This window comes from Escherichia sp. E2748, from assembly GCF_005781125.1.
In the GTDB taxonomy this organism is placed as follows: Bacteria; Pseudomonadota; Gammaproteobacteria; order Enterobacterales; family Enterobacteriaceae; genus Escherichia.
This window is the reverse complement of the sequence record NZ_VATP01000015.1, coordinates 81,326-93,210: the sequence shown is the minus strand read 5'-3', so window position 1 is coordinate 93,210 and position 11,885 is coordinate 81,326. Positions and strand designations below refer to the sequence as shown.

The following is an 11,885-nucleotide window of genomic DNA, read 5'->3' as shown; positions in this document are numbered from 1 at the left end:
AGTCCCGTCCGTTCCGCCACCCTAATTAGGGGCGTAGTTCAATTGGTAGAGCACCGGTCTCCAAAACCGGGTGTTGGGAGTTCGAGTCTCTCCGCCCCTGCCAGAAATCATCCTTAGCGAAAGCTAAGGATTTTTTTTATCTAAAACAACCCTCTCCGAAGTAAATCCTTCCACCGGCGTCCTTGCCAGCCATTCAGATTAATACACTTCATCTAGTACGTTAATTTTCAATAGATCTCGAATCAGCGCGTGTTTGTCGCTATTTTGCAGCCATATGGCATAGAGCGGCCGTGAAAGTGTTGTACTGTCGACAACAGTATGCAAACCGCCTTTTTTGCGCGCCCAACTTACCGGTAGCCAGGTGCAGCCATTAAGCATTTCAATCTGTTGTTGTGCCAGTTCAGCAGAACTGGTTGTCAGGATTGGAACTTCATCAGCACCGATCAAACCTGTCTCATGCTGTTGAAAATCCGGCCCCCATTCCAGACGCAGATAGTTAAGATCACCCTTTAACTTAGAGGGGGCGCTGGCATAGAGCGCTAAAGTGAAATGTCCCAACAACTGGCTACTAAATTCGTCCATTTTGGGCGCTTCAGTGGTAATAAGAAGATCAAGTTGACGTTCATGTAGCTGTTTTACCAGAGACTGTCGTTGAGCAATCCGCGCTTCAAATTGCAAGCCTGTGTGGGCATCCTGATTCTGATACAAGCGCCCCAGCCACTGATTAAGCATACACTCCCACAGCGAGGCGCTGGCACCGATAGAAAACTCATTATGTCGTGAGGTATGCGCCACCTCCTTGCGGGCGGCCTGCCAGGTGCTCATGAGCGTTTCTGCATAAGGCAGAAGCTTTTCTCCGGCAGCGGTTAAACGGATATTGTTTCTATGGCGGGTGAAAAGATTCACACCCAGTTGATTTTCCAGTTGTCTGATTCGAAAGCTCACGGCTGATTGGGTTAGATAGAGCGATTCAGCCGCTCGACCAAAGTGACGCGTTCGGCTAACTTCCAGGAAAGTTTTTAACAATTCCGTATCCACAGTGCTCTCCGCAAAATTATTTGTCGTTATGATTTAAATGTTTTGTTTTACACTCTGTCAAGCGTAACTAATACTCCGCGCCATAACTAGCTCGGTCAAAGAATTAGGAGCGTGCAGGATGGCGGAAAGCTTTACGACGACTAATCGATATTTCGACAATAAACATTATCCACGTGGATTCTCTCGTCATGGTGATTTCACCATCAAAGAGGCACAACTGCTTGAGCGTCATGGTTATGCCTTCAATGAGCTGGATCTCGGCAAGCGCGAGCCGGTTACCGAGGAAGAGAAACTCTTCGTAGCAGTATGCCGTGGCGAACGTGAGCCAGTGACAGAAGCAGAACGCGTGTGGTCCAAGTATATGACGCGTATTAAACGTCCAAAACGTTTTCATACCCTTTCCGGCGGTAAACCGCAGGTCGAAGGTGCTGAAGACTACACCGATTCCGACGATTAATAAAAAGGGCGAAATGCCCTTTTTTTATGTCAGCAGTTTTTGCAAATGGATGAGCAAGCGGTCAATCGCACGATAGCTAACCGCCTCCTGCAAATGCTGGCGTGTGATGATGTCAGACTGATCAATATCAGCAATGGTTCGTGCTACTTTCAGTAATCGCTGCCAGGCACGAATCGATAACCCCAGATGGATCAGCGTTTCTTCCAGCCACTGCGCATCTGCGCTCTCAAGCTTGCAGAATTGCCGTATTTCCGGGCTATCCAGCCAGGCATTCAGTTTATTCTGCCGCTTAAATTGGCGCTCTCTGGCGGCCATTACACGTTGTTTAACGGTGGCGCTGCTTTCTCCTGGCACTACCGCTTTACTCAAAATGCCGGGGGGCGGTAATGGGATCTCCAGTGAAAGGTCAAAGCGGTCAAGAAAGGGACCAGAGAGTCGGTTGAGATAACGTAATGTTTGTTCTGGTGTGCAGCGGTTATGGTTTCCCTGATAATGTCCGGTAGGGCTGGGGTTCATCGCCGCGACAAGCTGGAAACGGGCTGGATAGGTTATTTTTGCTCGAGTGCGTGAAAGATGGATCTGCCCGGATTCAATCGGCTCTCGCAAGGCATCCAGTGTACGCCGTTCAAATTCAGGTAGCTCATCAAGAAAAAGCACGCCGTTATGCGCCAGCGAAATTTCACCTGGCCCTGGAATTGCACCACCGCCCACCATCGCAGTTAACGACGCACTGTGATGCGGTGAGCGGAACGGGCGCTGCCGCCATTGTTTTTGCACTGACTCGGCATTCACCAGGCTTAATATTGCGGCACTCTCCAGAGCTTCTTCATTACTTAAATCTGGCAATAAGCCATTAATACGGCTGGCGAGCATTGTTTTACCTGTTCCTGGTGGTCCAATCAGTAAAAGGTTGTGGCCCCCTGCGGCGGTAATTTCCAGCCCTCGCTTTCCTTGCTCCTGACCGACAACATCACTGAGATCATGTTGTAATATCCGGGATACAACATCAGTTGGTGACGGGCGTTCGAGAGCATGCTTACCTTCGAGAAACGCACAGACAGCCTGCAGATGATCGGCTATCAGGCATCCTTCACCGTTAATTAGCCCCACTTCATCTTCGTTATCTTTCGCGACGATAATTTTTCTGCCTGACTTAATGGCTTCAGTTGCACTGGAGATTGCGCCAGGAACGCCGCGCAGAGCGCCTGTAAGCGCCAGTTCCCCGACTAATTCATATTCATGTAACTTATTGGCTGTAAGCTGTTCAGAGGCTGCCAGCAAAGCAATAGCAATAGGTAAATCATATCGCCCTCCTTCTTTCGGCAGGTCGGCTGGTGCAAGGTTAATGGTGATTTTTTTCGCCGGATATTCATATCCGCTATTGATAATGGCGCTGCGCACGCGATCGCGTGCTTCTTTTACCGTTGTTTCTGGTAAGCCCACCATCGTTAATCCTGGTAGACCTTTACTTATATGTACCTCAACAGTGATCGGGGGTGCGTTTACTCCCAGAGCTGCACGAGTATGAACAATTGACAGTGACATAAGCCCTCCTTGAGCCACTATTATGAGCATAAGAGATCGCTGCTGTAGTCTGCCAGATTGCGTTAATTAGCGGCTGATTCCCGTTTATTTATGCAACGTGAACTGAGTTGTATGAGTGATGGAATGACTCTCGCAAAATTGAGAAGTAAAAAACTTAGCCTCTGGGCGAGGGTAAGAAATATACGGGAATTGAATTTTTTTCACTCATCTTTTTTTATATAAAAAACAATGGTTTTTATCGAAATGATTGGGAATGCAACAAAATATGATTAAAAAATATCTTGTGCTATTCGCAAAATCTATGGTAACTCTTTAGGTATTCCTTCGAACAAGATGCAAGAAAAGACAAAATGACAGCCCTTCTACGAGTGATTAGCCTGGTCGTGATTAGCGTGGTGGTGATTATTATCCCACCGTGCGGGGCTGCACTTGGACGAGGAAAGGCTTAAAGATCAAGCCTTAACGAACTAAGACCCCCGCACCGAAAGGTCCGGGGGTTTTTTTTGACCTTAAAAACATAACCGAGGAGCAGACAATGAATAACAGTACAAAATTCTGTTTCTCAAGATTCAGGACGGGGAACTAACTATGAATGGCGCACAGTGGGTGGTACATGCGTTGCGGGCACAGGGTGTGAACACCGTTTTCGGTTATCCGGGTGGCGCAATTATGCCGGTTTACGATGCATTGTATGACGGCGGCGTGGAGCACTTGCTGTGCCGACATGAGCAGGGAGCGGCAATGGCGGCTATCGGCTATGCCCGTGCTACTGGCAAAACTGGCGTATGTATCGCCACGTCTGGTCCGGGCGCAACCAACCTGATAACCGGGCTTGCGGACGCGCTGTTAGATTCCATCCCTGTTGTTGCCATCACCGGTCAGGTGTCCGCTCCGTTTATCGGTACCGACGCATTTCAGGAAGTGGATGTCCTGGGATTGTCATTAGCCTGTACCAAACACAGCTTCCTGGTACAGTCGCTGGAAGAGTTGCCGCGCATCATGGCCGAAGCGTTTGAGGTTGCCAGCTCAGGTCGTCCTGGTCCAGTTCTGGTCGATATCCCAAAAGATATCCAGTTAGCCAGCGGCGATCTGGAACCGTGGTTCACCACCGTTGAAAACGAAGTGACTTTCCCACATGCCGAAGTCGAGCAAGCGCGCCAGATGCTGGCAAAAGCGCAAAAACCGATGCTGTACGTTGGCGGTGGCGTGGGCATGGCACAGGCGGTTCCTGCTTTGCGTGAATTTCTCGCTGCCACAAAAATGCCTGCCACCTGTACGCTGAAAGGGCTGGGCGCAGTTGAAGCGGATTATCCGTACTATCTGGGAATGCTGGGAATGCACGGCACCAAAGCGGCGAACTTCGCGGTGCAGGAATGTGATTTACTGATCGCCATAGGTGCACGTTTTGATGACCGGGTGACCGGCAAGCTGAACACCTTCGCACCGCACGCCAGTGTTATCCATATGGATATCGACCCGGCAGAAATGAACAAGCTGCGTCAGGTGCATGTGGCATTACAGGGTGATTTAAACACGCTGTTGCCTGCGTTACAGCACACGTTAAATATCAATGACTGGCAGCAATACTGCGCGCAGCTGCGTGATGAACATGCCTGGCGTTACGACCATCCCGGTGATGCTATCTACGCGCCGTTGTTGTTAAAACAACTGTCAGATCGTAAACCTGCGGATTGCGTCGTGACCACAGATGTGGGGCAGCACCAGATGTGGGCTGCGCAGCACATCGCCCATACTCGCCCGGAAAATTTCATCACCTCCAGCGGCTTAGGCACTATGGGATTCGGTTTACCGGCAGCGGTTGGCGCGCAAGTCGCACGACCGAACGATACCGTTGTCTGTATCTCCGGTGACGGCTCTTTCATGATGAATGTGCAAGAGCTGGGCACCGTAAAACGCAAGCAGTTACCGTTGAAAATCGTCTTACTCGATAACCAACGGTTAGGGATGGTTCGACAATGGCAGCAACTGTTTTTCCAGGAACGATACAGCGAAACCACCCTTACCGATAACCCCGATTTCCTCATGTTAGCCAGCGCCTTCGGCATCCCTGGCCAACACATCACCCGTAAAGACCAGGTTGAAGCGGCACTCGACACCATGCTGAACAGTGATGGGCCATACCTGCTTCATGTCTCAATCGACGAACTTGAGAACGTCTGGCCGCTGGTGCCGCCTGGTGCCAGTAATTCAGAAATGTTGGAGAAATTATCATGATGCAACATCAGGTCAATGTATCGGCTCGCTTCAATCCGGAAACCTTAGAACGTGTTTTACGCGTGGTGCGTCATCGTGGTTTCCACGTCTGCTCAATGAATATGGCCGCCGCCAGCGATGCACAAAATATAAATATCGAATTGACCGTTGCCAGCCCACGGTCGGTCGACTTACTGTTTAGTCAGTTAAATAAACTGGTGGACGTCGCACACGTTGCCATCTGCCAGAGCACAACCACATCACAACAAATCCGCGCCTGAGCGCAAAAGGAATATAAAAATGACCACGAAGAAAGCTGATTACATTTGGTTCAATGGGGAGATGGTTCGCTGGGAAGACGCGAAGGTGCATGTGATGTCGCACGCGCTGCACTATGGCACCTCGGTTTTTGAAGGCATCCGTTGCTACGACTCGCACAAAGGACCGGTTGTATTCCGCCATCGTGAGCATATGCAGCGTCTGCATGACTCCGCCAAAATCTATCGCTTCCCGGTTTCGCAGAGCATTGATGAGCTGATGGAAGCTTGTCGTGACGTGATCCGCAAAAACAATCTCACCAGCGCCTATATCCGTCCGCTGATCTTCGTCGGTGATGTTGGCATGGGCGTAAACCCGCCTGCGGGATACTCCACCGACGTGATTATCGCTGCTTTCCCGTGGGGAGCGTATCTGGGGGCAGAAGCGCTGGAGCAGGGGATCGATGCGATGGTTTCCTCCTGGAACCGCGCAGCACCAAACACCATCCCAACCGCGGCAAAAGCCGGTGGTAACTACCTCTCTTCCCTGCTGGTGGGTAGCGAAGCGCGCCGCCACGGTTATCAGGAAGGTATCGCGCTGGATGTGAACGGTTATATCTCTGAAGGCGCAGGCGAAAACCTGTTTGAAGTGAAAGACGGTGTGCTGTTCACCCCACCGTTTACCTCTTCCGCGCTGCCGGGTATCACCCGTGACGCCATCATCAAACTGGCGAAAGAGCTGGGAATTGAAGTGCGTGAGCAGGTGCTGTCGCGCGAATCACTGTACCTGGCGGATGAAGTGTTTATGTCCGGTACGGCGGCAGAAATCACGCCAGTGCGCAGCGTAGACGGGATTCAGGTAGGCGAAGGCCGTTGCGGCCCGGTTACCAAACGCATCCAGCAAGCCTTCTTCGGCCTCTTCACTGGCGAAACCGAAGATAAATGGGGCTGGTTAGATCAAGTTAATCAATAAATACAAAAAATGGGACGGCACGCACCGTCCCATTTACGAGACAGACACTGGGAGTAAATAAAGTATGCCTAAGTACCGTTCCGCCACCACCACTCATGGTCGTAATATGGCGGGTGCTCGTGCGCTGTGGCGCGCCACCGGAATGACCGACGCCGATTTCGGTAAGCCGATTATCGCGGTTGTGAACTCGTTCACCCAATTTGTACCGGGTCACGTCCATCTGCGCGATCTCGGTAAACTGGTCGCCGAACAAATTGAAGCGGCTGGCGGTGTTGCCAAAGAGTTCAACACCATTGCGGTGGATGATGGGATTGCCATGGGCCACGGGGGGATGCTTTATTCACTGCCATCTCGCGAACTGATCGCTGATTCCGTTGAGTATATGGTCAACGCCCATTGCGCCGACGCCATGGTCTGCATCTCTAACTGCGACAAAATCACCCCGGGGATGCTGATGGCTTCCCTGCGCCTGAATATTCCGGTGATCTTCGTTTCCGGCGGCCCGATGGAGGCCGGGAAAACCAAACTGTCCGATCAGATCATCAAGCTCGATCTGGTTGATGCGATGATCCAGGGCGCAGACCCGAAAGTCTCTGACTCCCAGAGCGATCAGGTTGAACGTTCCGCCTGCCCAACCTGCGGTTCCTGCTCCGGGATGTTTACCGCTAACTCGATGAACTGCCTGACCGAAGCGCTGGGCCTGTCGCAGCCGGGTAATGGCTCGCTGCTGGCGACCCACGCCGACCGTAAGCAGCTGTTCCTCAATGCCGGTAAACGCATTGTTGAATTGACCAAACGTTACTACGAGCAAAACGACGAAAGTGCACTGCCGCGTAATATCGCCAGTAAGGCGGCGTTTGAAAACGCCATGACGCTGGATATCGCAATGGGCGGTTCTACCAACACGGTACTTCACCTGCTGGCGGCGGCGCAGGAAGCGGAAATCGACTTCACCATGAGTGATATCGATAAACTTTCCCGAAAGGTTCCGCAGCTGTGTAAAGTTGCGCCGAGCACCCAGAAATACCATATGGAAGATGTTCATCGTGCTGGTGGTGTTATCGGTATTCTCGGCGAACTGGATCGCGCGGGGTTACTGAACCGTGATGTGAAAAACGTACTTGGCCTGACGTTGCCGCAAACGCTGGAACAATACGACGTTATGCTGACCCAGGATGATGCGGTGAAAAATATGTTCCGTGCAGGCCCGGCGGGCATTCGTACCACCCAGGCGTTCTCGCAGGATTGCCGTTGGGATTCTCTCGATGACGACCGCGCCAATGGCTGCATCCGCTCGCTGGAGCACGCGTACAGCAAAGACGGCGGCCTGGCGGTACTCTATGGTAACTTTGCGGAAAACGGCTGCATCGTGAAAACCGCAGGTGTGGATGACAGCATCCTCAAATTCACCGGCCCGGCGAAAGTATACGAAAGCCAGGACGATGCGGTAGAAGCAATTCTCGGCGGTAAAGTCGTCGCGGGTGATGTTGTTGTGATCCGTTACGAAGGCCCGAAAGGCGGCCCTGGGATGCAGGAAATGCTCTATCCGACCACCTTCCTGAAATCGATGGGCCTTGGCAAAGCCTGTGCGTTGATCACCGATGGTCGTTTCTCTGGCGGCACTTCCGGTCTTTCCATCGGCCACGTTTCACCGGAAGCGGCAAGCGGCGGCAATATCGCGATCATTGAAGATGGCGACCTGATCGAAATCGACATTCCGAATCGCGGCATTCAGTTGCAACTGAGCGACCAGGAAATTGCCGCGCGTCGTGAAGCGCAGGAAGCCCGTGGTGACCAGGCCTGGACGCCGAAAAACCGTGAACGCCAGGTTTCCTTTGCCCTGCGTGCCTACGCCAGCCTGGCGACCAGCGCCGACAAAGGCGCGGTGCGCGATAAATCGAAACTGGGGGGTTAATGATGGCTGACTCGCAACCCCTGTCCGGCGCCCCGGAAGGTGCCGAATATTTAAGAGCGGTGCTACGCGCACCGGTCTATGAAGCGGCACAGGTCACGCCGCTACAGAAAATGGAAAAGCTGTCGTCGCGTCTTGATAACGTGATTCTGGTGAAGCGCGAAGACCGCCAGCCAGTGCACAGCTTTAAGCTGCGCGGCGCATACGCCATGATGGCGGGCCTGACGGAAGAACAAAAAGCGCACGGCGTGATCACCGCCTCGGCGGGTAACCACGCGCAGGGCGTCGCGTTTTCCTCCGCACGGTTAGGCGTGAAGGCGCTGATCGTCATGCCAACCGCCACCGCTGACATCAAAGTTGATGCGGTGCGCGGCTTCGGTGGCGAAGTGCTGCTTCACGGCGCAAACTTCGATGAAGCGAAAGCCAAAGCAATTGAACTGTCGCAGCAGCAGGGCTTCACCTGGGTACCGCCGTTCGATCATCCGATGGTGATCGCCGGGCAAGGCACGCTGGCGCTGGAACTGCTCCAGCAGGATGCCCATCTTGATCGCGTATTTGTACCGGTCGGCGGCGGCGGCCTGGCGGCGGGTGTGGCAGTGCTGATCAAACAGCTGATGCCGCAAATCAAAGTGATCGCCGTAGAAGCGGAAGACTCCGCCTGCCTGAAAGCGGCGCTGGATGCAGGTCATCCCGTTGATTTGCCGCGCGTAGGGCTATTTGCTGAAGGCGTTGCGGTAAAACGCATCGGCGACGAAACCTTCCGTTTATGCCAGGAGTATCTCGACGACATCATCACCGTCGACAGCGATGCTATCTGTGCGGCGATGAAAGACCTGTTCGAAGATGTGCGCGCGGTGGCGGAGCCGTCTGGCGCGCTGGCGCTGGCGGGGATGAAAAAATATATCGCCCAGCACAACATTCGCGGAGAAAGACTGGCGCATGTACTTTCGGGGGCAAACGTCAATTTCCACGGCCTACGCTACGTCTCGGAACGCTGCGAATTGGGTGAACAGCGTGAAGCGTTGCTGGCGGTGACTATCCCGGAAGAAAAAGGCAGTTTCCTCAAATTCTGCCAGCTGCTTGGCGGGCGCTCGGTCACCGAGTTCAACTACCGTTTTGCTGATGCCAAAAACGCCTGCATCTTTGTCGGCGTGCGCTTAAGCCGCGGCCTCGAAGAGCGCAAAGAAATTTTGCAGATGCTCAACGATGGCGGCTACAGCGTGGTTGATCTCTCCGACGACGAAATGGCGAAGCTTCACGTGCGCTATATGGTTGGCGGACGTCCATCGCATCCGTTGCAGGAACGCCTCTACAGCTTCGAATTCCCGGAATCGCCTGGCGCGCTGTTGCGCTTTCTCAACACGCTGGGTACGCACTGGAACATTTCGTTGTTCCATTATCGCAGTCATGGTACTGACTACGGACGCGTGCTGGCGGCGTTTGAGCTTGGCGACCATGAACCGGATTTTGAAACCCGGCTGAATGAACTGGGCTACGATTGCCACGACGAAACCAATAACCCGGCGTTTAGATTCTTTTTGGCGGGTTAACTCAGCTTTTCGGTTTTCAGGCCCACAAAGTAAAGTGGGCCTAATATCCAGATATGATCTTCCCTCAGTTATTGGGCTTTTCTGCCAGTCCGAAGCATCCACTCATTCAATTTTGCGAGACGTTTTCCAGAAGGCGCTCAACCTGCTTGTGGTGAAACTCGGCTCACAATATCGTTAGCACCGCCATTTTGGTTATTTTTGCACCGCTATCACTTGCACCAGTCAAAAGCAATGTATAAAATTTTATACACAAGGATATTATGTTACTCACCCTAGCTCTCTCCAATGAAAAAGAAATTCGATGGGTGGGATCTTCTCTGGAGGATCTCCTGGCTTTTCCCATAACGGTACGTAAAGCCGTCGGTTATCAGCTTCACAAAATTCAGTATGGAATTGAACCCGATGACTGGAAACCGTTTTCAGAAATTGGGGCTGGGGTAAATGAAATTCGTATTCGTGACAACAATGGCATCTATCGCGTTATGTATGTTGCGAAGTTCGTAGAAGCGCTCTACGTTTTGCATAGTTTCCAGAAACAGACGCAACAAACCAGTCAGCACGATAAAAACATCGCCAGAACGCGTTATAACCGGGTGGTGCAACAACGGAGAAACAGCCTGTGATTGCCAAAACTGATAGTGATATTCGCCATGTGACGCCATCTGGCGGTAATGTTTTTGCTGATTTGGGGTTTGATAAGCAGGAAGCTGAAAAGCTTTACGCTGATTCCCTGAGTGAAATTGAAAACACGTTAGTCATCAAAGAACAGCTCATGGAAGAAATTACCCTCTGGATTAAGCAAAACCAGATGAAGCAGGCCGAGGTGGCAACCGTTTTACATATATCACGGCCGCGCGTCTCTGATGTCGTCAACAAGAAATGCAGCAAATTCACCATCGATGCTTTGGTGAATATGCTAAGTCGTATTGGGAAGCCCGTTCGGGTAATGGTGGGGCCGTAAAACTAATTCGGCAAAATCTTCCAGAACGCCTCAATCAGCGGCTCATGCAGCCGCTTTTTTTGTGCACAAACGCCCAGCTCAAACGGCGTTTTCTCATCGCTGCGCTCTAAAATCATCACGCGGTTACGCACCGGTTCCGGGCTGTTTTCCAGCACCACTTCCGGCAACAAAGCCACGCCGCAGCCGAGCGCCACCATCGATACCATCGCTTCATGTCCGCCAACCGTGGCGTAAATCATCGGGTTGCTGATTTTATTGCGTCGAAACCACAGTTCAATGCGGCGGCGTACCGGTCCCTGATCGGCCATGATAAACGGCACTGTAGACCAGTCCGGCTTCTCTACCGAAACCTGATTACGCACCGGGCACGGTAGGGCAGGCGCGATCAGCACCACCGTCAGATTCTCCAGCATCGAAAACGCCACTGCGCCGGGTAACGTCTCCGGTTTCCCGGCAATTGCCAGATCCGCTTCGCCAGTGACCACCTTTTCCATCGCATCTGCCGCATCACCAGTAGTGAGTTTAATCTCCACTGACGGATGTTCCGCGCGGAAGCGGTCGAGAATCGGTGGAAGATGGCTGTAAGCGGCGGTCACCGAGCAGAAGATATGTAATTCTCCTGAGAGCGACGGCCCTTGCTGATCGATGGTGTGGCGCAGTTGCTGATACTGCAACAGCGTTTGCTGGGCGAAAACACGCAGCTCTTCCCCCGCTTCCGTCAGCGTTACCGTGCGGTTATCGCGCACAAACAGCGGCTGACCAAGATCTTCTTCCAGGCGCTGAATCTGCCGTGAGAGCGTGGATGGGCTTACGTGCATCGCCCGCGCGCTGCGGCCAAAATGGCGGCTTTCCGCCAGATGCAGGAAGGTTTTCAGATCGCGTAAATCCAATGGCGCAGCCCTCAATCTTGACGTTGCAGAAATTGCAATGTGACGTTGTGAATATATCAATTTCCGCAATAAATTTCCTGTCATATAG

At 52.4% G+C, this 11,885-nt stretch carries 13 protein-coding genes and 1 tRNA gene; 11 read left to right on the top strand and 3 right to left on the bottom strand.

The window, feature by feature from the left end; translation table 11 throughout:
- Positions 1–27: 27 nt before the first annotated feature.
- Positions 28–103: transfer RNA gene (locus FEK42_RS13675), tRNA-Trp, on the top strand.
- Between the two features lie 95 nt (positions 104–198).
- Here FEK42_RS13675 and hdfR read toward each other — a convergent pair.
- On the bottom strand, positions 199–1,038 hold the full coding sequence (gene hdfR, locus FEK42_RS13670; RefSeq protein WP_130209370.1) for an HTH-type transcriptional regulator HdfR: 840 nt from the start codon (positions 1,036–1,038) through the stop codon (positions 199–201).
- Between the two features lie 118 nt (positions 1,039–1,156).
- Here hdfR and maoP point away from each other — a divergent pair, with 118 nt between their 5' ends.
- A complete protein-coding gene (gene maoP, locus FEK42_RS13665) occupies positions 1,157–1,495 on the top strand; it encodes a macrodomain Ori organization protein MaoP (RefSeq protein ID WP_000841001.1) in 339 nt (112 codons plus the stop codon).
- 24 nt (positions 1,496–1,519) lie between these two features.
- Here the strand turns inward: maoP and FEK42_RS13660 are convergent, their stop codons facing one another.
- Positions 1,520–3,040 (bottom strand): YifB family Mg chelatase-like AAA ATPase, encoded by a 1,521-nt coding sequence (locus tag FEK42_RS13660; RefSeq protein ID WP_130209372.1) that lies wholly within the window; start codon positions 3,038–3,040, stop codon positions 1,520–1,522.
- 350 nt (positions 3,041–3,390) lie between these two features.
- On the opposite strand from FEK42_RS13660, the gene ilvL reads away from it, so the two are divergent.
- The 9 genes from ilvL to FEK42_RS13615 all read left to right on the top strand — a co-directional run bounded on the left by ilvL (position 3,391) and on the right by FEK42_RS13615 (position 10,907).
- On the top strand, positions 3,391–3,489 hold the full coding sequence (gene ilvL / locus FEK42_RS13655; RefSeq protein WP_001311244.1) for an ilv operon leader peptide: 99 nt from the start codon (positions 3,391–3,393) through the stop codon (positions 3,487–3,489).
- Positions 3,490–3,575: 86 nt separating this feature from the next.
- Positions 3,576–3,626: a peptide IlvX gene (ilvX, locus tag FEK42_RS13650; RefSeq protein WP_001387183.1), complete on the top strand. Its 51-nt coding sequence runs from the start codon at positions 3,576–3,578 to the stop codon at positions 3,624–3,626.
- A gap of 2 nt (positions 3,627–3,628) precedes the next feature.
- Complete coding sequence (gene ilvG, locus FEK42_RS13645; RefSeq protein ID WP_135493177.1) at positions 3,629–5,275, top strand: acetolactate synthase 2 catalytic subunit; 1,647 nt, start codon at positions 3,629–3,631, stop codon at positions 5,273–5,275.
- Complete coding sequence (gene ilvM / locus FEK42_RS13640) at positions 5,272–5,535, top strand: acetolactate synthase 2 small subunit (RefSeq protein ID WP_000983255.1); 264 nt, start codon at positions 5,272–5,274, stop codon at positions 5,533–5,535. Before ilvG ends, ilvM begins: the two co-directional genes overlap by 4 nt.
- Positions 5,536–5,554: 19 nt before the next feature.
- Positions 5,555–6,484 carry a branched-chain-amino-acid transaminase gene (gene ilvE, locus FEK42_RS13635; RefSeq protein ID WP_000208520.1) on the top strand — a complete coding sequence of 310 codons (930 nt, stop codon included), beginning with the start codon at positions 5,555–5,557 and terminating at the stop codon, positions 6,482–6,484.
- A 64-nt stretch (positions 6,485–6,548) separates the two neighbouring features.
- Positions 6,549–8,399: a dihydroxy-acid dehydratase gene (gene ilvD, locus FEK42_RS13630; RefSeq protein WP_135493178.1), complete on the top strand. Its 1,851-nt coding sequence runs from the start codon at positions 6,549–6,551 to the stop codon at positions 8,397–8,399.
- A 2-nt stretch (positions 8,400–8,401) separates the two neighbouring features.
- The gene (ilvA, locus tag FEK42_RS13625; protein WP_044867235.1) at positions 8,402–9,946 is read left to right on the top strand and encodes a threonine ammonia-lyase, biosynthetic; all 1,545 of its coding nucleotides are present in this window, start codon (positions 8,402–8,404) and stop codon (positions 9,944–9,946) included.
- A gap of 305 nt (positions 9,947–10,251) precedes the next feature.
- A complete protein-coding gene (locus FEK42_RS13620; protein WP_165383357.1) occupies positions 10,252–10,569 on the top strand; it encodes a type II toxin-antitoxin system RelE/ParE family toxin in 318 nt (105 codons plus the stop codon).
- Entirely contained in the window at positions 10,566–10,907 is a 342-nt protein-coding gene (locus FEK42_RS13615) for a helix-turn-helix domain-containing protein (protein ID WP_130258653.1), read from the top strand. The genes FEK42_RS13620 and FEK42_RS13615 overlap by 4 nt, the downstream gene beginning before the upstream one ends.
- Positions 10,908–10,909: 2 nt before the next feature.
- Here FEK42_RS13615 and ilvY read toward each other — a convergent pair whose 3' ends face one another.
- A complete protein-coding gene (gene ilvY / locus FEK42_RS13610) occupies positions 10,910–11,797 on the bottom strand; it encodes an HTH-type transcriptional activator IlvY (protein ID WP_135403528.1) in 888 nt (295 codons plus the stop codon).
- Positions 11,798–11,885: the final 88 nt, after the last annotated feature.